This window comes from Curtobacterium sp. PhB172 (assembly GCF_003752545.1).
Classification (GTDB): Bacteria; Actinomycetota; Actinomycetes; order Actinomycetales; family Microbacteriaceae; genus Curtobacterium.
This window is the reverse complement of record NZ_RKIF01000010.1, coordinates 47,101-68,975: the sequence shown is the minus strand read 5'-3', so window position 1 is coordinate 68,975 and position 21,875 is coordinate 47,101. Positions and strand designations below refer to the sequence as shown.

The window sequence follows — 21,875 nt, the reverse complement described above, 5'->3', positions numbered from 1 at the left end:
GACCGTCGGGGTGTCACACCCGCCGCATCGTGTCCCGGGGGTACTCGCCGTGGCGCTCGAGGTAGGCGGCCGAGAACCGACCGGCGTGGGCAAACCCCCACTGCCGGGCGACGTCGGCGATGCTCGTCCCCGCCGGGTCGGCGTGCACGAGCTCGTCGCGCACCCGGTCGAGACGGACCCTGCGCAGGTAGCCGTTCGGGCTCACCCCGAGCTGCCGCTGGAACGCCTGCTGCAGTGCACGCAGGCTCAGGGAAGCCACCTCGGCCAGGTCGGTGCTCGTGATCGGCAGGTGGGCGTGCTCGTGCACGTACTCGACGGCCCGGCGGATGTGCGCGTTGCGCGGGAGCAGGAGTTCGTCCGGCAGCGTGGCCGAGACGACCGGGTACAGCTCGAGCAGCGCCAGTGCCCCCAGCCTGCCCATCTCCGCCTGCAGCAGCGGTGAGACCTGCCGGTCGAGCACCGTGTGCGAGATGAGCTTGACCGTGTTCCGCCACATCGTCACCGCCCGGTCGTCGGGCTGTACGGTGTGGTCGAGCTGGACGCCGCCCGACGCCGCGCCGCGCTCGCCGGCGACCTCCTCGAGCGATGCCCGGTTGATCTGCACGAGACGCTGGTCGTAGTCCTGGTACGTGAACGCGGCGCCGTCCTGCGGCCACAGCTGCGGCCGGCCCACGGCGCTCACGAGGCGGTCGTCGCCCTCGCCGATGAAGCCGGTACCCCGGGTGATCCACTGCACGACGAAGTCGTCCGACGGCGTCATGACACCGTCGAGGTGCCCGTCGAACCGGATCGCGCGCAGCGTCATCGTCGAGTCGCCGACCGCCGAGTACCGGAAGGTGAAGGGCTGCGCGGTCGTCTCGGCGCGCCACTCGGAGGCGTCGTACGCCCCGACCAGGAAGTCGCGTGCTTCGTCGACGTCGGCGGACCGGACGTCGTCCTGCACGCGAGCTCGTTCGTCTGTCATCGGTTCACCGAGAGCAGTGTGACCGAACGGACGCGCGTCGTCCGTGTCGCTGTCCGAGAAGCGCTACCGACGATCGTCGGCGCGTGGACCGGATGCTCGTGGCGACGGGACGATGTCCGGATTTCGACCGCCGGGCCGCTCCCGACATCCGCGATCCGTCGAGTCTCCGGTCCTGGCGCGCACCGACGACCCCGCTGCTCGTACGGTCGTGTCATCCAGCGGCAACGGGCCGCTCAGGAGAACACGAGGACGACATGACCGCCGTGACCGCAACTCCGGTCCACCCGATCAGCGCACCCAAGCACGCCTTCGAAGCGACGTCGGTGTCCGGCCGACGCAACCGCCACCGCGGCGGCTTCAGCGAACTGCGGGACGCCCAGCGACAGCGCACGCTGCAGATCGCCGCGGTGAGCACCGGCATCGTCTCGGTGAGTGTCCTCGCGTCCGCCGCCGCCGTGCTCGGACTCTCCGCGTGATCCGCGAGGGATCCGCGGTCGAGGACGTCCGCACCCAGGCCATCGACATGACCGCACTCTTCGCAGAACAAGAACGCCACGATGCTTGACCAGAGCACGCTCGAGCAGCTCCGCAGCAACCCGTTCGAGTGGCGCCGACGGGGCTTGACCCCGCCCGCCGACCTCGACGAGATCGTCCAGGCCCGCCTCAGTGCGCACATGGGCCACGCCGACCCGAGCTACGCGGACTTCTTCGCATCCTGACACCCCGCCGTCCGTCCACCGATCGATAGGGTGATCCACACTTCCCCATGACGCTCCTCACACTCACGCCCCCGGCCGTCGAGACGACCGCGCAGCGCACCGCATCCAAGGCCGCCGACGACCTCTTCACGGCGCACGGCGTGATCCCGGTGCGCTTCGAGGACATCGCCGCGCACGCAGGCATGAGCGTGGAGGAGCTGACGGCGGCCTACCCGTCCAAGCAGGCGCTCGTGGTGGCGGTCCTGCGACGCTGGCACGGCGCGTGGCGTCGGGCCCTGGACCACATCGCCACCACCTCGGCGGATCCCCGCGACGAGATCCTCGGCATCTTCAGCTACCTCGAGGAGTGCTTCGCGGACGAAGGGTGGCGCGGCTGCGCGTTCATCAACGGACACGCCGAGCTCGGACGGCAGGACCCGGAGATCGCCGCGCTCGCAGCCGAGCACTTCCGCGACGTCGCGAGCCACCTCACGTTGCTCTGCACCCGTGCGGACATGCCGGCGCACATCGCCGAGACCATGTCGCTGCTGGTCGAGGGCGCCCGGGTGGAGTCAGCCGTGCAGGGGTCGGCGAAGCCGGCCCGGAGCGCGCGACTCGGAGCGGCCATGATCATGTCGGTGTTCGAGGAGCGCACGACGTTCTGACCTGCGGCCGGACGTATGATCCGGGGAACCACTCGTCACCGAAGACGGAGACCGGAATGACGCGCACCGAGCCCACCACCGCCGCTCACCACGGCACCCCCAGACCGACCCGGGCCACCGCCTCGGTCGCCGCGATCCTCGCCGAGTCCGCCGCGCGGTACCCGGACGACGTCGCCGTGATCGTCGGTGACCACCGCACCACCTACGCCGAGCTGTGGTCCGAGACCCTCGCCTACGCCGGAGCACTCCGGGCCCGCGGGGTCACCGAGGGATCGCGCGTGGCGATGCTCGTGCCGAACGTCGCGGACTTCGCCCGCGTCTACTACGCCACGCTCGCACTCGGCGCCGTCGTCGTCCCCGTGCACGCGCTGCTCAAGCGGCGCGAGATCGAGTACCTGCTGCAGGACAGCGGCGCCATGCTGCTCGTCTGCGCTTCCCCGCTGCTGGCCGAGGGCGCAGCCGGTGCCGAGCTCGCCGGCGTCGACGTCATCACGGTCCTCGCTCCGGCCGACCACGACGACCGCGAAGGCCACGACGGCCACGACGGCCACGAGAGCCCGGACCGCCTCGAGGCCCTGGCCGCGGCAGCCGTACCCCTCGACACGTACGTCCCCCGCGACCCCTTCGACACCGCGACGATCCTGTACACGAGCGGGACCACCGGCAAGCCGAAGGGAGCAGAGGGCTCGCACTTCGCCCTGCTCGAACAGGTCAACACGAACCTGATGAGCACCTTCGACATGCACCGCGGCGACGTCCTGCTCGGGGCACTCCCGCTGTTCCACACGTTCGGTCAGACCTGCACGATGAACACCGGGTTCCGCGCCGGCGCCACCATCGTGATGCTCCCGAAGTTCGACGGCGACGCAGCACTGTCGGCGATGGTCGAACACGGCTGCGAGATCTTCATGGGGGTGCCGACGATGTACATGGCACTGCTCGACGCCGCGACCCGCAACGACGCGAGACCGGACCTGCGCTACGCGATCTCGGGCGGGGCGTCGTTGCCGTTGGCCGTCCTCGAGCGGTTCCAGTCCGTGTTCGACGCGCCCATCCACGAGGGCTACGGACTGACCGAGACGTCACCCGTGGCCACCTTCAACCACGTCGGTCGCGCACCGCGACCGGGAACGATCGGGACGCCGGTGTGGGGCGTCGACGTCGAGATCGCCGACCCGGCCACGCCCGACGCGATCGTGCTGCTGCCGCACGGCGAGATCGGCGAGCTCGTCATCCGCGGGCACAACCTGATGAACGGGTACCTGGACCGGCCGGAGGACACCGACGCGGCGATCGTCGACGGGTGGTTCCGCACCGGCGACCTCGGCACCAAGGACGACGACGGGTACCTGACGATCGTCGACCGCACGAAGGACATGATCATCCGCAACGGCTACAACGTGTACCCGCGGCAGGTCGAAGAGGTGCTGGCGACGCACCCGGACGTCACCATGGCGGCGGTCTTCGGCGTCCCGCACGAGCTGCACGGCCAGGAGATCGAGGCCGCCGTGGTGCTCCGCGCCGGTGCGACCGTCAGCCCCGACGAGCTCGTCCACTTCGTGTCCGACGAGATCGCGGCGTACAAGTTCCCGCGGGTCGTGCACGTGGTCGACGCCCTGCCCCTCGGACCGAGCGGCAAGGTCCTGAAGCGGACGCTGGTCGAGCAGTTCAGCACACCGGTCGACGCGGCGACTGCTCCGGCCTGACACACTCGGGGCGTGATCACCAGGCCGCGTTCCGCAGGCTTCGCCGTCGCCCTGATCGCGGGCCTCGTCCTGTCCGGGTGCGCCGGCCCCGCGGGCGTGGGCGCCGGCTCCACGGGCGCGGACGCCAGCACGCCCGCCTGGTTCGACGTGACGGGCTTCCAGCCGGAGGGAGCGGACCCCGCACTGATCGACGCCGACGCATCGGCGATGGACGTCGTCGGCGTCGACGGGCTGCTGCTGAGCCGGACCGGCACGCGCGTCAGCACCCCCTCCCGCGAGGCGAGGACACAACGCAACCGGGCGCACGCCCGCGGGCTCGAGGCGCAGCTGCTCGTCAGCAACTACGCCGACGGCGACTTCAGCGAGCCGATCGCCCGGAGGATGCTCCGGTCCCCCGCCAACCGGTCCCACGTCGTCCGCGCGCTCGCGGCCGACGTGCGATCCGGCGGGTGGGACTCGGTCATGATCGACCTCGAGGCGTTGACCGCGGCCGACACGGCGGGGTTGACTGCCTTCGCGCGGGAGCTCCGTGCGGCGGTCGGCGACGACGTCCGGCTCGACATCGCCCTGTCGGCGTCGACGACCGCGGCTGGCTACGCGCGCACGGGGTACGACATCAGAGCACTCCGCGCTCCGCTGGACCACCTCACACTGATGGCCTACGACGAACACGGCCCGTGGGAGCCGGACGCACCGGGGCCGGTCGGGTCGTTGCCCTGGGCGGCGGAGTCCGCCAGGGCGCTCGCCACCCTCGCGCCCGCCGACCAGATCGTGCTCGGCGTCGCTGGGTACGGCTACCACTGGAAGGGGCCGCGACCGGCGGGGCAGCTGTCCGACGACCAGGCCCGTCGTCGCGTCCGGAAGGCCGGCGTCACCCCGACCTGGAACGCGACAGCGGGCGAGTGGACGGCGACCCTGCCCAACGGCGAGGCGCTCTGGTGGTCCGACGCGCGGTCGCTGCGCGAGCGCGTGGCACTCGCCGAGCGGCTCGGCCTGACCGGGGTCGCCGTCTGGTCGCTGGACCTGTCGGACGCGCTGGACACGGTGCACTGACGGTGACCGACGAGCGGACGGGAGGCCCGGTGCGGGCCCGCCACGGGCCTCCCGTCCGCCGCCGCACGACGCAACTGCCATGGCGGGCTTGACAGCGTCGGCTAATAGTCTTAGCTTTTAGCTAACACACTTAGCCATGGAGGCAGTCATGCTCGAACACCTGCGCACCGACGACGGCACCATCGCGTACGACGTCAGCGGCGACGGACCGCTCGTCGTCCTCGCACACGGCATGGGCGACAGCCGGCACGCGTACCGGTTCCTGGTCCCCGAACTCGTCGCCGCCGGCTACCGGGTGGCGAACGTCGACATCCGCGGGTGCGGCGACTCGAGCACCGCCTGGCCGTCGTACCAGCGCGTCGACATCGCCCGCGACCTGGTCGCCGTCGTCCGGCACCTCGGCGGCCCCGCGGTCATCATCGGGCAGTCGATCAGCGGCGGGGCGGCCACCATCGCCGCCGCCGATGCCCCCGACGTCGTCACCGGCATCGTCGAGCTCGCGCCGTTCACGCGCAAGCAGTCGTTCGACCTCGGCGGCCTGCTCCGGAACCGCCACCACCGTGCCGGCACGTTCCAGCTCGCCAAGGTGATGACGACCGGGAGCCTGGCCGGCTGGCTGGCCTACCTGGACCTCGCCGTGCCGACGAAGCCGGCCGACTGGACCGAGGAACTGGGCCGCATCGAGTCGACGCTGCGGCAGCCGGAGCGGATGGCGGTGCTGCGCGCGATGACGAGGACCTCACCCGCCGACGCCGGTGCACGGCTGGCGGACGTGCAGTGCCCGGTCCTGGTCATCGAGGGCAGCGCCGACCCGGACTGGGCCGTCCCGCGGGCCGAGGGCGAGCGGGTCCTGGCCGACCTGCCCGACGGGCTCGGCGAGCTGGCCGTCATCGACGGTGCCGGCCACTACCCGCACACCGAGACCCCGACCGAGGTCCTCGCGCTCGTGCTCCCCTTCCTCGGCCGCACGCTCGCGCCGGTCGGTGGCCACCGTGGCTAGGGCAGGACTCGACCCCGCCGCCGTCACCACCGCCGCGGCGGGGCTGGCCGACGAGATCGGGCTCGCACGGCTGAGCATGAGCGTCGTCGCCGAACGGCTCGGCGTGAAGTCGCCGTCGCTGTACAAGCACGTCGACGGACTCACCGACCTGACCCGCCGGATCGCGATCCTCGCCGCGAACGAACTCGGCGACGACCTGCGCGACGCGATGCAGGGGCTCGCCGGGCGCGATGCCGTCGAGGCGGCCGCACAGACCGTCCGCCGGTACGTGCAGCGGCACCCCGGTCGGTACGAGGCGACGGTCGGGATCCGTCCCACCGGGCCGGACGACCCGTTGGCCGTCGCCCTGGAGCGCACCCTCGCCTCGTTCGCAGCGGCCCTGCGCGGCTACGGACTCGACCCCGCCGACGAGGTGCACGCGCTCCGCCTGCTGCGCAGCGTCCTGCACGGCTTCGCGACCATCGAGGCGTCCGGTGGGTTCCAGATGCGCACCGACGTCGACACGAGCTTCGAGTGGATCGTCGCGTTCCTCGACCGGGGGTTCCGCGCGACGACCGCCGCCCCCAGTCATGGTCACGATCCGGATTCCCTGAACCGGTAGGGTTGTCACGAGCCAACATTCACTGCGGAAGGTGTGCCATGCCCCTCGACGATGAAGCCCCGGGTCGCGTGCTCGCACCGGGTCAGACCTGCCGGATCCGGATCTGGCACCGAGCCGACCGCAGCGTGACGACCGTGCACGAGTCCGCCGAGCGGCTCTACGAAGCGCCGAACTGGACCACCGACGGCCGTCTCGTGCTGAACGGCGACGGGGTCCTCTGGACGATGCCGGCCGACGGCGCCGCAGCTCCGGAGCACGTCGCGATCGAGGGCGTCCCACCCCTGAACAACGACCACGTGCTCGATCCCGACGGTGTCACCGTGCACGTCAGCGCGAACGACTTCCACATCTGGAGTGCCCCGCTCGCCGGCGGCGCAGCGACCCGGGTCACCGCGGACGACGGCGGTCTGCACTTCCTGCACGGCGTCAGCCCCGACGGCTCCGAGCTCGCCTACGTCCGGCTCGACCCGTCCGGTGACGCCGTCTGGGCCTCGGGCACAATCCGGGTGATGGGCGTCGACGGCAGCTCGGACCGCGCCGTGACGACGGACCCCTCCGCGGCCGACGGCCCGGAGTGGACGCCCGACGGCGCGTGGATCCTGTTCAACACCGAGCAGTTCGAGTCCGCACCGGGGCACGCGCAGATCGCCCGGGTCCGACCGGACGGCACCGGGATCGAGCAGCTCACGGTCGACGAGCACGTCAACTGGTTCCCGCACCCCGCCCCGACCGACGACGCCGCCGTCTACCTGTCCTTCCCGCCCGGCACCGAGGGGCACCCGGCCGACGAGCGCGTGCGGTTGCGCCTCGTCACCGGTGACGGATCCGTCAGCGCCTGGGGACCCGAGGTCTGGCAGGCAGCCGAGACCATCGTCGAGCTCGACGGCGGGCAGGGCACCCTCAACGTCAACGGGTGGGCTCCCGACGGGTCCGCCTTCGCCTTCGTCGACTACCCCACCGGAGACCCCGCATGATCGTCCACACCGTCTGCTTCACGCTCGTCCACGCCGCCGGCTCCCCGCACGAGGCAGCGTTCCTCGAGACCGCCCGCGACACCCTGCCGGCGATCCCCGGCGTGCAGGACTTCACGGTGTCCCGCCAGGTGTCCACACAGAGCGACTTCCGGTTCCAGTTCTCGATGGCGTTCGCCGACCAGGACACCTACTCGGCGTACGACGCACACCCCGCGCACCAGCGCTTCGTCGCCACCCGTTGGGCGGACGAGGTCGCATCGTTCCAGGAGTTCGACTTCGTGCCGCTGCCAGCCTGAGCGCTCGGGTCGTCCGCCTGGCGCCCGCCGGGCGCCCCCAGGTTCCGAAATCCTCGCATCTCGGGGCGCCCAGGGGCCGTCCGCGGAACCCCGGGGAACGTGAGCGGCAAGTCGTGGAACCTCGCGGATCGCGGACGCGGGCTGCGAAGGGAACCCTCAGGTTCCGAAATCCTCGCATCTCGGGGCGCCCAGGGGCCGTCCGCGGAACCCCGGGGAACGTGAGCGGCAAGTCGTGGAACCTCACGGGTCGCGGACGGGACCGGGTGACGGACGGGAGGCACGGTGCCAGCTGGCACCGGGCCTCCCGTCCGCATCTGGTCGCGTCAGGGACGCAAGGCGAGGAACGCGCGCAGGCCAGCGACGACCAGGTCGTGGTCCTCCATCGAGGACAGGCCGGAGGCCGTCGCGGCCGCGACCACACCGGCACCGCGGACCCGGATCGGGAACGACCCTCCGGTCACGGCGTACTCGGCGCCGAGCCACCCGATCGCGGCGGGATCGACCCCGGCGGCGGACAACCGGGCGTCGACGAGCGCACTCGACTGCTCCATCCGGAGCACCACCGCGGCCTTCCGGTCGATCCAGACGTGCTGGTCCGGGGTGATGCCCGGGGTCGCCGCGCGGAACAGCCCGAGGCCAGGACGCCGGATGTCGATGCCGACGGCGTGGCCGGCCTCGTGGGCGATGCCGCGGATCAGGGAGCCCAGCTCCCAGGCGTCGTCGTGGGTGAAGGCGTCGAGCACGAGGTCGCGCTCCTGCTGTTCGAGGGTGGTGATGGGGTCGGACATCATCGTCTCCTGCTCAACCCGTGGCGATCTGCGCGCGGGCGGTGTCGATGGTCTCGAGGATCGAGATCGTCTCGTCGAGGGTGTGGAACGGGGACTCCGTCCGCCCCTCGCCGACGAAGCGTGCCAGGGCGGTGGCTTCCCAGGCCAGGGCGGCAAAGCCCCGCAGGGGTGTCGGGTCCTGCCAGTGCAGGGCGGGCGAACCGTGTGCTGCTGCCGAGATCGTGAAGGTCGTCGGGTTGTAGAACGGTCCGGCGAAGTCGATCGTGCCCTCGGTGCCGGCGATCGACGCGGTCGTCGGCGTCCGCGCGGCGATGGTCGTGTGCAGGACGGCCTGGGCGGCGCCGTGTTCGAGGACGAGCGAGCCGGCGGCGTCGACGCCGGACTCGGTCATCCGGCCCCGTGCCGTGACGCGGTCCGGGGACCCCAGCACCATCGAGGCGAACTGCACGGCGTAGATGCCGAGGTCGAGCAGCGCTCCCCCGCCGAGCTCCGGACGGAACAGCCGGTGGTCCGGGCCGAACGGGATCGCCTGGCCGTGGTCGGCGAGCACGCTGCGCACCGCACCGAGCGCACCGTCCGCGAGCAGGGTCCGGAGCACCGAGGCCTGCGGCAGGTAGCGGCTCCACATCGCCTCCATGACGAACACGCCGGCCGCGCGGGCGGCATCGGCGACCGCACGGGCTTCGGCAGCGGTCACCGTGAAGGGCTTCTCGACCAGGACGTGCTTGCCGGCGGCGATCGCGGCGAGGGCGGTCGGCGCGTGGTCGCTCTGCGGCGTCGCGATGTACACGACGTCGACATCGGACCGTGCCAGCAGTGCGTCAACGCTGCCGAGCGCGTTCTCGATCCCCCGTTCCGCGGCGAACCGTTCGGCCCGGTCGAGCGAACGTGAGGCCACCGCGACGACGCGTTGGGCGGTGTGGGCACCGAGCGCGTCGGCGAACTCACCGGCGATCCAGCCGGGGCCGACGATGCCCCAACGCAGGGCGGGCTCGCCGGAGTCGGCGGTGAAGACGTCGGGTTCAGGCAGGGAGCTCGGGATCATGGTGGCGAGGTTAGCACGAGCCAAAACGACGGGTGGGCGGTGCGGAACGACATGATCGACGTCGTGCGACGACCACGATGTCGTTCCGGGTCAGCGCGCGACGGGACCCGTCGAATCGCGCACCACGAGGCCGGTCGGTGTCGCGACCCGACGTCGCGCACCACCGTCACCCGAGGTCCGGTCGAGGACCGCAGCGAGCGCCGCGTCGACCGTCGCCTCGACGTCCTGGTGCACCGACGTCAGGCGGTGGTAGCTGAGCGACGCGAGGTAGCTGTCGTCGAAGCCGACCACCGACACCCGCCCCGGCACGTCGACCCCGTGCTGCGCGAAGACGGCGAGCAGGCCGGTGGCGCACTGGTCACCGCAACAGACCACGGCGGTGGGCAGGGTGTCGCGGGCGACGAGCTTGCGGGCGGCTGCGGCGCCACCTTCTTCGCTGAAGCCGCTGGGGACGACGTCGGTCTCGGCTGCGAGTCCGGCGACCTGCATCGCGTCGCGGTAGGCGGTCGCACGATCGCGGCCGACCAGCCCGTCCTCGCCACCGAGGTACGCGATGCGTTGGTGGCCCAGGGCGACCAGGTGCTCGACCGCCGCGCGGAGCCCACCGACCTCGTCCACGTGCACGTTGTCGGCGTAGGGGGCGTCCGTCCACTCACCGAGGAGCACGACCGGCACGAGACGGCTCGCCTCCTCGAGCGCGGTCGCGTCGGGGTCGGGGTTGAACACGACGAGGGCCTCGACGCGTTCGCCGAGCAGGTCGGCCACCACCTGGTCCGTGGAGCGCTCGGCGCCGGCGGGCCCGAGGGCGACGCCGAAGCCCTGCTCGGCCGCACGCGCGAAGAGCCGTTCGACGAACCGGACCTGGAACGGGTTGCGCATGCTGAAGACCGCGCCGATGAGCCGCGTGCGGCCCTCGCGGAGCAGCCGGGCCGAGGTGTGCGGCCGGTAGCCGAGTTCAGCGGCCGCCGCGAGGATCCGGTCGCGGGACTCCGCGCTGGGACCGGGCGCACCGCGGAGCACGAGCGAGACGAGCTGCCGGGACATCCCGACGTGCTCGGCGACGTCGCGCATCGTCGGCAGGCGGCCACCGGTGGGGCGCCGCTCCGGCAGGTCGTCGGTCCCCGTCGTCACCCGGCCAGTCTGGCACGTGCAAAGGACGCACCGACCAGGCGGCCCGTGACGGTCAGGTGAGCCCGACGTTCCGCAACCACCGGTCGAGGTCGTCTCCGGCAGCGCGCTCGCGGACGTCTTCGCCGCGCACTGCGAGCCCCTCGCCGAGCGTCGCCCCGGTGTCGAGGTCGCGGTAGAAGGACTCGGTGGAGCCCAGACCGCTCACCGCGTACGTGACGATCGGCAGCAGCCGCTTGCCGGACAGGTCGACGGCCTCGACGAAGGTCGCCATGATCATGGGCGGCTGGACGTTCCAGATCGGGCTCCCGAGCAGCACCGTGTCGTAGGCGCGCAGATCGGGCAGTTCGCTCGCGATCTCCGGACGGGCGTCGTCGTCCTGCTCCGTGCTGTTGCGCGCCACGGTGGCGTCGTAGCGGTCGGAGTAGGGGTCGGCGGCCTCGATGCGGACGACGTCGCAGTCGATCCGGTCACCGATCAGACGGGCGAGGACCTCGGTGTTGCCCGTGTCGATGGTGCGCCGACCGCCGTTCCAGGAGTTCTCGCCGGGTCGGGAGAAGTACGCCAGCAGGACGCGGTCGTCGCGCGCGGTCGGGGACACGGTGCTCCTCGGGGTGGTGGACGGAGTGGGCGCGGTGGTGCACGCGGCCAACAGCCCACCCACGGCGACACTGAGCGTGCTCGCTGTGGCGGTCCGCAGCACCTGGCGGCGGGTGGGCTGCCGGCCGGGCACGCAGATCAGGCTTCGGCGCGGCCGGTGAGCCAGCGGACCATGTCGGGGTCGACGTGGGAGAAGAACTGCGACTCACCCGCCTCGAGCTCGGCGATCGTCGCCATCTGCTCGTCGGTGAGCTCGAAGTCGACGACGTCGAGGTTCTGCCGCATGCGCTCGGGCTTGACGGACTTCGACACGACCACGACGCCGCGCTGCACGAGCCACCGGAGCACGACCTGCGCGACCGACTTGTCGTGCGCCGCACCGATCTCGGACAGGACCGGGTTGGCGAACAGGTCGTTCTTGCCCTCGGCGAACGGCGCCCAGGCCTCGAGCTGCACGCCCTCTTTCTGCAGCAGCTCCTGGTAGTCGGCCTGCTGGTGGAACGGGTTCGTCTCCATCTGGTTCACCGCGGGCACGACGTCGGCGAACGCGATGAGGTCCACGAGTCGGTCGGAGGCGAAGTTGGACACGCCGATCGCGCGGAGCCGGCCGTCTCGGTGCGCCGCTTCGAGGGCACGCCACTCGCCGTAGTAGTCACCGAACGGCTGGTGGATCAGGTACAGGTCGAGGTAGTCCAGGCCGAGCTTGTGCAACGACGTGGTGATCGCCTCACGGGCGCCGTCCTCGCCGCGGCGCTGGATCCACAGCTTCGAGGTGATGAACAGCTCCTCGCGGGGCACACCGCTGGCGGCGATGCCCCGGCCGACGGCTTCCTCGTTGCCGTACGAGGCGGCGGTGTCGATCAGTCGGTAGCCGGCCGTGATCGCATCGGTGACGGCCCGCTCGGTCTCGTCGGCGGGGATCTGGTAGACGCCGAAGCCGAGCTGCGGCATCGTCGTACCGGTGTTGAGGGTCACTGTGGGAGTCGTGTTGGCCATGACTCCATGAGACTCCCGCGGCGGCGTGCGTGGGAGGGCGGGCTCTTCCGTGTACCAGCAGTCACTCCTTCACGACAGCGCGTCGTCGTACGGTGAGGAGTATGGACAACCAGGCCGAGGTCAGCGACTTCCTCCGCACCCGGCGTGCTCGCATCACGCCCGAGCAGGCCGGCCTCATCAGCGGCGGTCGGCGGCGCGTCCCCGGGCTCCGTCGCGAGGAGGTCGCGATGCTCGCGGGGACGAGCATCGACTACTACGCCAAGATCGAGCGCGGGAACCTCTCCGGGGTGTCGACCGAGATCCTCGAGGCGATCGCCCGTGCGCTGCAACTGGACGACGCCGAGACCGAGCACCTGCACGACCTCGCCCGCGGCGCGGCTCCGGCCCCGATCCGTCGGCGGACCACCACGCCGGAACCGGTCGTGCGTCCGAGTCTCCAACGCTTCCTCGACACGGTCACGGGGACACCGACGTGGGTGCGGAACCGGCAGATGGACATCGTCGCGACGAACCCGCTCGGCCGGGCGCTCCTGGCACCGGTCCTCGACGCCCCGGGCGCGCAGGGCAACAACGCACGCTTCACGTTCCTCGACCCTGCCGCCCGGGCCTTCTACCCGGACTGGGTGGCGGGTGCGAACAGCATCGTCGCGACGCTCCGACAGACCGCCGGACAACACCCGCACGACAAGGACCTCACCGGACTCATCGGGGAGCTCGTGACCCGGTCCGACGAGTTCCGGGCCCGCTGGGCTGCCCACGACGTCCGGTTCCACCGCACCGGCGCGAAGCGGATCCACCATCCCGACGTCGGCGACCTCGAGTTCACCTACGAGGCGTTCGACCTTCCCGACAGCCCCGGGTGGACCATGTACGCCTGCACGGCGACAGCCGGGTCCCCCACCGAAGAACGTCTCACCCTGCTCGGCAGCCTGTCGGCGACCTCCGCCACGAGCTGACCCGGGTACCGTCCCTCCCGTGCCCGGTCCTCGCCTACCGCACCGAGTCCATCGCGGAGTACTGGGTCACCGACCAGGACACTCCGAGCGTCTCGGTCGAGACCGCACCCACGACGGCGACGGTGACCCGTGGCCTGCACCTGGCGTTCGAGGCGGCGAGCCGAACCGAGGTCGACGCGTTCCACCGGGCGGCCGGCGCAGCCGGCGGGGTCTCGCGCCACGAGCCTCGGTACTGGCCCGAGTACCGCGCCTGCACGGCGTTCGTGAGCGACCCCGACGGCAACAACGTCGAGGCGCTCGTCACGGAGCACTGACCGCGGCGACGAGCCGTGTGTCCTGATCCGTCCGCACGGCCCTCCCCGTCGGCGCAGCCCCGGTTCAGGCCACCGTCCACTCGACCATCCGCGGGTCGTCCAGCGTGACCTCGTGCACCGGCCCCGTCACGTCGACCGTGGCGCGCTCCGTGGCGGAGCCGGGGACGGGCCGTCGGACCGACCCACCACCGGACGCGACGATCCCACCTGCCGGCACCGGGCCTCCCGGTCGTGACGCCGCCGCGTGGGACGCGACCCAGACCTGCACGTCCCCGGGCTCGACGACCCGGCGCATGCGACGGTCGGTGAACGCGAACCGCTGGACGGGGACGCGGAAGCGGACCCGGGTGGACTCCCCCGCGGCGAGCGCGACGCGCGCGTAGCCGAGCAGCTGGACCTCCGGTCGGGTGACGCTGCCGTACACGTCGTGCCCGTAGAGCTGGACGACGTCCTCGCCCGCGTGTGCGCCCGTGTTCCGGACGGTCACCGAAGCATCGAACAGCCCGTCGGAAGGCACCGACGCGTCGACCATCAGCTCCTCGTACGCGAACGTCGTGTAGCCGAGGCCGAAGCCGAACGGGCGGATCGGCGTCGAATCGGCGGCGGTGACGTCGGACGGCCCGCCGAGTCGCGGGTGCAGGTACGTGTACGGCTGGGCACCGGCGGCACGGGGCAGCGAGACGGGCAGGCGGCCGGACGGTGACGCGGCGCCGGTGAGCAGGTCGGCGATGGCGGTGCCGCCCTCCTCGCCGGGGAAGAACGCCTGCACGACCGCCGCGGGTCGGCGAGCGCCAGCAGCGACTCGGCTCGCGCCGGCCGGGCCAGCGGCGACGCCGGCGCCGGCTTCGACACCGGCGCCGTCGAGCGCCCACCCGATGGCGTACGGCCGACCCGTCAGCAGCACCACCACGGTCGGCGTGCCGGTGGCGACGACCGCCTCGACGAGCGAGCGTTGCACGCCCGGCAGGTCGAGCGACTCGGTGTCGTTCCCCTCGCCGACGGTGCCGCGGCCGAACAGGCCGGCCTGGTCGCCGACGACGACGACCGCGACGTCGGAGGCAGCGGCCACGGCGACGGCGTCCGCGAACCCGGCACGGTCGGACCCGGTGACGGCGCAGCCCGCGGCGAAGCGCACGGCGTCGTCGCCGAGGGCGTCGACCATCGCCTCGCGCACGGTCGGGATGGCGAAACCGAGCGGCAGGTCGGGGTGCGACGCGAGCACGTGGTTGGCGAACGAGTAGCAGCCTTGCAGGGCCTCGGCGCGGTCGGCGTTCGGGCCGATGACGGCCACGGACGCCCCGGGCCGCAACGGCAGGACGGGCGCGGCGGCCGGCGCCCCAGCGCCAGCGCCCGCGCCAGCGCCAGCGCCAGCGCCAGCGACCACGTCGTCGTTCGACAGCAGCACCAGTGACCGCGCCGCCAGCTGCTTCGCCAACGAGCGATGCAGCGGGGTGTCCAGGTCGATCCCGGTCGGCGGCTCGTCCTCGAACGCCTGCGGGTCGAGCAGCCCCAGTCGCTCCTTCTGCCGCAGCACCCGCAGGACCGCACGGTCGACCAGGCGCTCGTCGAGCAGACCGGCCCGCACCCGCTCGACGAGCGGCGCGAGGTACGCGTCCCCGGTGGGCAGCTCGACGTCGATGCCCGCCTCGAGCGCGAGCGCCGCTGCTTCACCACGATCGGCGGCGATGCCGTGCATCACCTCGAGGAACGCGACCGAGAAGTAGTCCGCCACGACGGTGCCGTCGAAGCCGAGCTCGTCACGCAACAGGCCGGTCAGCAGTTCACCGTTCGCCGCGACGGGCACGCCGTCGATCTCGGCGTACGAGTTCATGACGCTCCGGGCGCCCCCGTCGCGCAGGGCCATCACGAACGGCGGCAGGTACACGTCGGCGACCTCGCGCGGCCCGGCGTGCACGGGCGCGTGGTTCCGCCCCGCCTGCGAGGCCGAGTACCCGAGGAAGTGCTTGAGGGTCGCGTCGACACCGGCCGACTGCAGCCCCCGTACGTAGGCGGTCCCCACCGTGCCGACCAGGTACGGGTCCTCGCCGATGCACTCGTCGACCCGCCCCCACCGCGGGTCGCGCACCACGTCGAGCACCGGGGCGAGCCCCTGGTGCACGCCGAGCTGCCGCATCGACGCGCCGATGGCGGCGCCGACCTGCTCGACCAGGTCGGGGTCGAAGGCCGCACCCCACGCCAGCGGGGTGGGGAACGTCGCGGCCTTCCACGCGGCGAGCCCGGTCAGGCACTCCTCGTGCACGAGCGCGGGGATCCCGAGCCGGGTCTCGCGCTTGAGTCGACGCTGCTCCGCCCACAGCCAGGCCGCGCGGTCGTCGGGTTCGACCGGTCGCGTGCCGTAGACGCGGGTGAACTGGCCGATGCCGTCGCGGGTGATGTCCGCCAGGGTTCGGCCGTCGGCGGCCGCCGCCATCTCACCCTGCATGGGCGCGACGACGCCGGTCTGGTCGAGCCAGTAGCCGACGAGCTGCGCCGCCTTCTCGTCGAGGGTCATGGCGGCGAGCAGGGCGGTGGCGCGGTCGGGTCCGGTCGCGTCGGGCGCGTCGTGGTCGGCCTGGAGGCGCGGCTGGCGTCCGGTGTCCCGGGTCGCGTCCGTCGTCGTCACCCCTTCACCGCCCCGGTCAGGCCGCCGACGATGCGGCGCTGGAAGATGGTGAAGAACACCAGTGCCGGGATCATCGACATCGACGTGAACGCCAGCACCTTGGCCGTGTCGACCGAGTACTGCGACGAGAACGCCTGCACGCCGAGCGGCAGTGTGTAGCTGCCCTCGTTGTTCAGGATGAACAGCGGCAGGATGTAGCTGTTCCAGCTCGCGATGAACGCCAGGATGCCGACCGTGACGACGCCCGGCAGCGACAGCGGCACGACCATGCGGAAGAAGAACCCGAGGCGGCTGGCGCCGTCGATCGACGCTGCCTCTTCGAGCTCGTCCGGGATCGCCCGCAGGAACGGCACCAGGATGATGACCGTGGTCGGCAAGGCGAAGGCGATCTGCGGCAGGATCACGCCGGCCAGGCTGTTCGTCAGCCCGAGGTCCTTCACGAGCAGGTACAGCGGCGTGATGGCGACGGTGATCGGGAACATCAGACCGGCGGCGAACAGGGCGTACAGCGCACCGCGGCCGGCGAACCGGTAGCGGGCGAGCACGAAGCTCACCATCAGTCCGAGCACGACGACGCCCGCGGTGGTGGTCACGGCGCTGATCGTCGAGTTCGCGAGCTGCTGCCAGAAGATGCCGCTGGACAGCACGGATCCGTAGTTGCCGAGTTCGAACGGCGCTGGCAGCCCGGCCGGGCTCGTGGTGATCTGCGAGTTCGTCCGGAAGCCGCCCAGCACGATGTACAGCACCGGGGCGAGGTTCGCGGCGACGAACAGGATCACCACCAGGTAGGTGAGCGGGTTCGCGCGACCGATGGCCGCGCTGGACCGCCGCTCCCGCGTGGCCCGCCGCCCGGGGGCGACGATGCTCGTGGTGGCCATCAGTTCTTCCTCTCGGTGAGTGCACCCGCGGTGTCGCGGCGGAGCACGAAGCGCTGGTAGATCAGAGCGACGGCGAGCGAGATCACGAACATGACCACAGCGACGGCGCTGCCGAAACCGAAGTTGCCGGACGTGCGACCGTTGGCGACCATGTACGTCGCCATCGTCGAGGTGCCGGCGGTCGACGAGATGTACTGCCCCCAGATGATGTAGACGAGGTCGAACAGCTGCAGTGAGCCGATGATCGACAGGAACGCCCAGATCCGGATGGTGGGGCCGAGCAGCGGCAGGGTGATCCGCCGCTGGATCTGCCAGTAACCGGCGCCGTCGATGGCCGCCGCCTCGAACAGCTCCTCGGGGATGCTCTGCAGGCCGGCCAGGAACAGGATCACCGCGAAGCCGATGTACTTCCACGAGATGATCACGAGCAGGGTCCAGATGGCGATGTCCGGGTTGGACAGCCAGTCGGCCCGCAGCCCGCCGAGGCCCATGCCCTGGAGCAGGTCGTTCACCGCGCCGTTCGACTGGAGCATCAGGCTCCAGCCGGTGCCGACGATCACCTCGGAGATGACGTACGGCACGAACACGAGCACGCGGACGAGCCCGCGGCCGTGCATCTTCTGGTTGAGCAGCAGGGCGAGCACGATGGCGATCGGCCCCTGCAGCACGAGGGACAGCACGACGATGAAGCCGTTGTGCATCAGGACCGCGTGGAACGCCTTGTCCTGGAAGATGATCAGGTAGTTCTGCAGCCCCACGAAGTCGGTTGGCGGGCCGTAGCCCTGCCACTTGAAGAACCCGTAGTAGGCGGCGAGCACCACGGGCAGGATCACGAAGGTGACGAAGACGATGACCGCGGGGCCGGCGAGCACCGCGATCTCGACGCGCTTCCGCCAGTCCGCGATGCGGCGCGTGGACCGCCGACCGGCGGGGAGCGGCGCACCGCTCCCCGCCGGGGACGTCCCCGCGGCCGTGTCCGACCCGGTGGTCGGAGGCGTGCCGAGCGAGGTGTCGAGGGTCATGGTCAGCCCTTGGCCGCGGCCTGGTTGGTGGTGTCCACGATGTCCTTCGCGCTGCCCTTGCCGGCGAGCAGGTCGACGACGCTGGTGTTCAGCGCGTTGCCGACGTTCTGGCCGTACAGGGTGTCCAGGTACTGCGAGACGAACGGCGCGTCCTGGTAGGCGGCGAGCGCCGACTTCAGGTAGTCCGCGTCGACGACCGACTGGGCCTCCTGGTTGACCGGGATGGCCTGGAACGCCGTGTAGTAGGCCTCTTGGTTGTCCTTCTGCACGATGAAGTTCAGGAAGTCCGTGCAGGCCTTCTTCGGAGCCTTCGCCGAGCAGGAGTTGCCGTCGACGCCGCCCATCATCGACTTCGGGTCACCCTTGCCCCCGTCGATCGTGGGGAACGGGAACCAGCCGAGGTCGGCCAGCGGCTTGCCGTCCGGGGTGAGCGAGCTGATCACGCCCGGGTCCCACGCGCCCATGAGTTCCATGGCGGCCTTGTGGTTGGCCAGGAGTCCGGCGGAGCTGCCGGCACCCTGCTGGGCAGCGGTCGTCAGGAAGCCGTCGTTGAACGGCTTCGTCGCGGTGAAGTCCTCGAGCTGCTCGCCGGCCTTCGTCCAGCACGCGTTGTCGAACTTCAGCGACTTCGCCGCGCCCTCGAGCGTCTTCTGGCTGCACTCGCGCAGCGCGAAGTTGTAGTACCAGTGGGCGGCGGGCCAGGCGTCCTTCGCACCGACGGCGACGGGGTCGATGTCGGCGGCCTTGAGCTTCGCGATGTCGTCGTTCAGCTCGTCCATCGTCGTCGGGGTGCCGTCGATGCCGGCCTTCTGGAACAGGTCCTTCGAGTACCAGATGCCCTCGGGGAGCACGGCCCCGGGCATGGCGTAGGTGGCGCCGTCCTTCTCGTAGCCCGCGAACGTCCCGGCGCTGATCGACTTCTTCGCGTCGGCGCTGATCGAGTCGGAGATGTCCATGAGCTGCCCGGCGGCGATCATCGCGTCCATCTTGCCGCCGCCGCGCTGCAGGAAGACGTCCGGTCCGTCGCCCGAGTTGAGCGCGGTCTGCAGCTTGCCGTCGAGGTCCTCGTTCTGGATGGCCTGCGTCGTGATGGTGACGTTCGGGTACTTCGCCTCGAACGCCTTGACCGTCGAGGCCCAGTAGGCCTTGCCCGGTCCGGTGGTGGAGTTGTGCCAGAAGGTCATCGTGACCTTCCCGTTGCCGTCGTCGGCCGCGTTGCCGCCTGCCGAGCAGCCGGAGGCCACCAGTGCTGTCGCCCCGATCAGCGCGATGGCTGCCGCGGCACGGATCTTCCTCGTCATCGTGGAACTCCTCGTGTCGTCGTTGACATGCAGCGACATCGACTGCCGCTGCGGAGAGCGTGCCAGCTGCTCCTGCCGCTTGTCAATCGATATCGATAACGTTTTCTACGCCGTTTCCAGCGCACATCAGCGGTACGGTGAGCACATGGACTCGGCCCTCGGTGCACGTCCCGGTGCCGGCCGGGTGACGATCGGCGACGTCGCACGGGTCGCGGGGGTCTCGATCCCCACCGTGTCGAAGGTCATCAACCAGCGCGACGGCGTCGCCGCTGCCACGATGATCCGCGTGCAGCAGGTCGTCGCCGACCTCGGCTACGAGACGTCCTTGGTCGCCCGCAGCCTGCGGAGTTCCCGCACCGGGGTCGTCGGGATCCTGGTGCCCGAGTTCGAGCCGTTCTCGACGGAGCTCCTGCGCGGCATCTCGAGCGCGACGACCGGCACCGGCTACGAGCTGCTCGCCTACGCCGGCCTGATGACCGGCGCTGACCGTCCGGGCTGGGAACGCCGGTCACTGTCACGCCTGTCCGGCACCCTCATCGACGGCGCCATCGTCGTCACCCCGACCACAGCCCTGTCGAGCTCGTCGATCCCGGTCGTCGCGATCGACCCACACACCGGACCCGAGGGCCACGCGACGGTCGACGCCGACAACGAGGGCGGGGCCGTCCAGGCCGTCGAGCACCTGCTCGCGCTCGGGCACACCCGGATCGCGCACCTGCGCGGCCGCGTCGACCTGGCGTCCGCCCAGCTGCGCGAGGCCGGGTACCGCTCCGCGCTGACCGCCGCCGGACTCACGATCGACGAGCGGCTCGTCCGCGACGGCGACTACCAAGAGGAGCAGTCCGCGGCTGTCGCGCGCGACCTGCTCACGATGGACGAGCGACCGACAGCGGTGTTCGCCGCGAACGACTCCTCGGCGGTCGGTGTGCTGCGGGCCGCGGCAGAGCTCGGCCTGCGGGTGCCGGAGGACCTGTCCGTCGTCGGGTTCGACGACGTCCCCCAGGCGTCGATCACCACCCCGCCGCTCACCACCGTGTCGCAACCGCTGGCCGAACTCGGGTCCCGTGCGGTCGAGATGCTGCTGACGATGCTCCGTGGTGAAGCCGCGTCGGACCACGTCCGTCTGTCGACCACGCTGCGGGTGCGTTCCAGCACCGGCCCCGCGCCGCGGGCCTGACCCCCGGCTAGCGGCGCAGGGTCTGCTTCGGGTACTCGCCGAACCGCGCCGCGTACGACGCCGAGAACCGGCCGAGGTGCGCGAACCCCCAGCGTCGGGCGACGCCCCCGATCGCTCCGACCTGCGGGTCGAGTCCGAGGAGCTCGCTGCGCACGCGGTCCAGACGGACGTCCCGCAGGTAGGTGAGCGGCGACACGTCGAACACCCGACGGAACGACTCCTGCACGGACCGCACGCTCAGGCCGGCCACCGCGGCGAGGTCGGCGATGGTCACCGTCTCGGACGCGTGCGCGTGGACGTACTCGACGGCGGCGCGCAGCCGGGCGTTCCGCGGCAGGGCCAGTTCCGCCGGCAGGTCGTCGAGCTGCGGCGGGAAGGTCTCGAGGAACGCGGCGATCGCGAGCGACTTCGCCTCGGTCCAGGTCTCCGAGTCCGGACCGCCCACACGGAGCGCGCGGGACAGCGCGGCGAGGGCACCCTGCCACCGGCCGTACATCGCCTTGTCCGGTTCGCGCGCGTGGTCGAAACGGAGCGGCCGGTCCCCCAGGTCGAGCTGTTCGCCGGCGATCCGGTGCACGAGCTCCCGGTCGAGGTGCACCAGGCGCTGGTCGTGGTCCTCGGCTGCGAAGACGAACGCGGTGTCGCAGGGCAGGAGGGTCGGCACGTTCCGGTGCAGGTCCACCCGCTGCCCGGCGACGTCGAGGTGGGCGCTGCCGCTCGTCATCCACGCGACGATGTAGTCGGTGCTGATCGGCATCGCACCGCGCAGCACGCCGCGCATCTGGGACCGACGGATGCTGATCTCCGTGTCGCCGACCGCGGTGTAGCGGTAGACGAACTCGCCGCCGGTCTGCTGGGCGGACCACTGCTCGGCACCGTGCACCGCGGCCAGGTCGCGCGCCGCGGACTCCGGATCGGTGCCGGACACCTCGAAGCGCACCGACTCGCTCGCACGTCCACCGGCGCGCGGGGCCTCGTAGGTGTCAGTCACGGTGCATCACCCCCGTGCCGGACACCCGAACCTGACCGCGCGACTCGTTATGTGGATACGCTGACCCGGTGAGCACGGCGTACGGTGGCGCGGACCCGA

Annotated in this window: 23 protein-coding genes; 12 read left to right on the top strand and 11 right to left on the bottom strand. The window is 71.4% G+C overall.

Annotated elements, in window-relative coordinates; translation table 11 throughout:
- Window positions 1-13: 13 nt before the first annotated feature.
- Complete coding sequence (locus EDF42_RS14505) at window positions 14-964, bottom strand: AraC family transcriptional regulator (protein ID WP_123672965.1); 951 nt, start codon at window positions 962-964, stop codon at window positions 14-16.
- A 254-nt stretch (window positions 965-1,218) separates the two neighbouring features.
- On the opposite strand from EDF42_RS14505, the gene EDF42_RS14500 reads away from it, so the two are divergent.
- From EDF42_RS14500 to EDF42_RS14465, 9 genes are all read left to right on the top strand, one after another.
- Complete coding sequence (locus EDF42_RS14500; protein WP_123672963.1) at window positions 1,219-1,440, top strand: hypothetical protein; 222 nt, start codon at window positions 1,219-1,221, stop codon at window positions 1,438-1,440.
- Window positions 1,441-1,521: 81 nt separating this feature from the next.
- Complete coding sequence (locus EDF42_RS19040; RefSeq protein ID WP_185040971.1) at window positions 1,522-1,683, top strand: hypothetical protein; 162 nt, start codon at window positions 1,522-1,524, stop codon at window positions 1,681-1,683.
- A gap of 47 nt (window positions 1,684-1,730) precedes the next feature.
- On the top strand, window positions 1,731-2,327 hold the full coding sequence (locus EDF42_RS14495) for a TetR/AcrR family transcriptional regulator (RefSeq protein WP_123340609.1): 597 nt from the start codon (window positions 1,731-1,733) through the stop codon (window positions 2,325-2,327).
- Window positions 2,328-2,383: 56 nt separating this feature from the next.
- Entirely contained in the window at window positions 2,384-4,033 is a 1,650-nt protein-coding gene (locus EDF42_RS14490) for a long-chain fatty acid--CoA ligase (protein WP_123340608.1), read from the top strand.
- Window positions 4,034-4,045: 12 nt separating this feature from the next.
- The gene (locus EDF42_RS14485) at window positions 4,046-5,086 is read left to right on the top strand and encodes a glycosyl hydrolase family 18 protein (protein ID WP_123672961.1); all 1,041 of its coding nucleotides are present in this window, start codon (window positions 4,046-4,048) and stop codon (window positions 5,084-5,086) included.
- A gap of 136 nt (window positions 5,087-5,222) precedes the next feature.
- Window positions 5,223-6,086 carry an alpha/beta fold hydrolase gene (locus tag EDF42_RS14480; RefSeq protein WP_260235516.1) on the top strand — a complete coding sequence of 288 codons (864 nt, stop codon included), beginning with the start codon at window positions 5,223-5,225 and terminating at the stop codon, window positions 6,084-6,086.
- Complete coding sequence (locus EDF42_RS14475) at window positions 6,079-6,687, top strand: TetR/AcrR family transcriptional regulator (RefSeq protein ID WP_123673248.1); 609 nt, start codon at window positions 6,079-6,081, stop codon at window positions 6,685-6,687. Before EDF42_RS14480 ends, EDF42_RS14475 begins: the two co-directional genes overlap by 8 nt.
- Before the next feature lie 38 nt (window positions 6,688-6,725).
- Window positions 6,726-7,661, top strand: coding sequence for a hypothetical protein (locus tag EDF42_RS14470; protein WP_123672958.1), 936 nt, complete (start codon window positions 6,726-6,728; stop codon window positions 7,659-7,661).
- A complete protein-coding gene (locus tag EDF42_RS14465; RefSeq protein WP_123294686.1) occupies window positions 7,658-7,957 on the top strand; it encodes a Dabb family protein in 300 nt (99 codons plus the stop codon). The genes EDF42_RS14470 and EDF42_RS14465 overlap by 4 nt, the downstream gene beginning before the upstream one ends.
- A gap of 323 nt (window positions 7,958-8,280) precedes the next feature.
- Here EDF42_RS14465 and EDF42_RS14460 read toward each other — a convergent pair whose 3' ends face one another.
- The 5 genes from EDF42_RS14460 to EDF42_RS14440 form a co-directional block, all read right to left on the bottom strand.
- Complete coding sequence (locus tag EDF42_RS14460; RefSeq protein ID WP_123672956.1) at window positions 8,281-8,745, bottom strand: heme-degrading domain-containing protein; 465 nt, start codon at window positions 8,743-8,745, stop codon at window positions 8,281-8,283.
- Between the two features lie 13 nt (window positions 8,746-8,758).
- A complete protein-coding gene (locus EDF42_RS14455) occupies window positions 8,759-9,790 on the bottom strand; it encodes a Gfo/Idh/MocA family protein (protein ID WP_123672954.1) in 1,032 nt (343 codons plus the stop codon).
- A gap of 90 nt (window positions 9,791-9,880) precedes the next feature.
- Entirely contained in the window at window positions 9,881-10,921 is a 1,041-nt protein-coding gene (locus EDF42_RS14450; protein ID WP_221181034.1) for a LacI family DNA-binding transcriptional regulator, read from the bottom strand.
- A 52-nt stretch (window positions 10,922-10,973) separates the two neighbouring features.
- Entirely contained in the window at window positions 10,974-11,519 is a 546-nt protein-coding gene (locus EDF42_RS14445; protein ID WP_260235515.1) for a flavodoxin, read from the bottom strand.
- Between the two features lie 137 nt (window positions 11,520-11,656).
- Complete coding sequence (locus EDF42_RS14440) at window positions 11,657-12,514, bottom strand: aldo/keto reductase (protein ID WP_123672952.1); 858 nt, start codon at window positions 12,512-12,514, stop codon at window positions 11,657-11,659.
- Window positions 12,515-12,615: 101 nt separating this feature from the next.
- Here EDF42_RS14440 and EDF42_RS14435 point away from each other — a divergent pair, with 101 nt between their 5' ends.
- Together EDF42_RS14435 and EDF42_RS14430 are read left to right on the top strand one after the other, a co-directional pair.
- Window positions 12,616-13,470 carry a helix-turn-helix transcriptional regulator gene (locus tag EDF42_RS14435; protein WP_123340596.1) on the top strand — a complete coding sequence of 285 codons (855 nt, stop codon included), beginning with the start codon at window positions 12,616-12,618 and terminating at the stop codon, window positions 13,468-13,470.
- Between the two features lie 122 nt (window positions 13,471-13,592).
- Window positions 13,593-13,784: a hypothetical protein gene (locus tag EDF42_RS14430; RefSeq protein ID WP_123672950.1), complete on the top strand. Its 192-nt coding sequence runs from the start codon at window positions 13,593-13,595 to the stop codon at window positions 13,782-13,784.
- A 64-nt stretch (window positions 13,785-13,848) separates the two neighbouring features.
- Here EDF42_RS14430 and EDF42_RS14425 read toward each other — a convergent pair whose 3' ends face one another.
- From EDF42_RS14425 to EDF42_RS14410, 4 genes are all read right to left on the bottom strand, one after another.
- Window positions 13,849-16,296: a glycoside hydrolase family 3 N-terminal domain-containing protein gene (locus EDF42_RS14425; RefSeq protein WP_123673242.1), complete on the bottom strand. Its 2,448-nt coding sequence runs from the start codon at window positions 16,294-16,296 to the stop codon at window positions 13,849-13,851.
- Window positions 16,297-16,403: 107 nt separating this feature from the next.
- A complete protein-coding gene (locus EDF42_RS14420) occupies window positions 16,404-17,285 on the bottom strand; it encodes a carbohydrate ABC transporter permease (protein WP_123672948.1) in 882 nt (293 codons plus the stop codon).
- Window positions 17,285-18,307: a carbohydrate ABC transporter permease gene (locus EDF42_RS14415; protein ID WP_123672946.1), complete on the bottom strand. Its 1,023-nt coding sequence runs from the start codon at window positions 18,305-18,307 to the stop codon at window positions 17,285-17,287. Before EDF42_RS14415 ends, EDF42_RS14420 begins: the two co-directional genes overlap by 1 nt.
- Window positions 18,308-18,309: 2 nt before the next feature.
- Entirely contained in the window at window positions 18,310-19,608 is a 1,299-nt protein-coding gene (locus EDF42_RS14410) for an ABC transporter substrate-binding protein (protein ID WP_123672944.1), read from the bottom strand.
- Between the two features lie 145 nt (window positions 19,609-19,753).
- Between EDF42_RS14410 and EDF42_RS14405 the strand changes: the two genes are divergently transcribed.
- Entirely contained in the window at window positions 19,754-20,785 is a 1,032-nt protein-coding gene (locus EDF42_RS14405; RefSeq protein WP_123672942.1) for a LacI family DNA-binding transcriptional regulator, read from the top strand.
- 7 nt (window positions 20,786-20,792) lie between these two features.
- On the opposite strand, the gene EDF42_RS14400 is transcribed toward EDF42_RS14405, so the two are convergent.
- Entirely contained in the window at window positions 20,793-21,776 is a 984-nt protein-coding gene (locus EDF42_RS14400; protein WP_123672940.1) for an AraC family transcriptional regulator, read from the bottom strand.
- Window positions 21,777-21,875 lie beyond the last annotated feature (99 nt).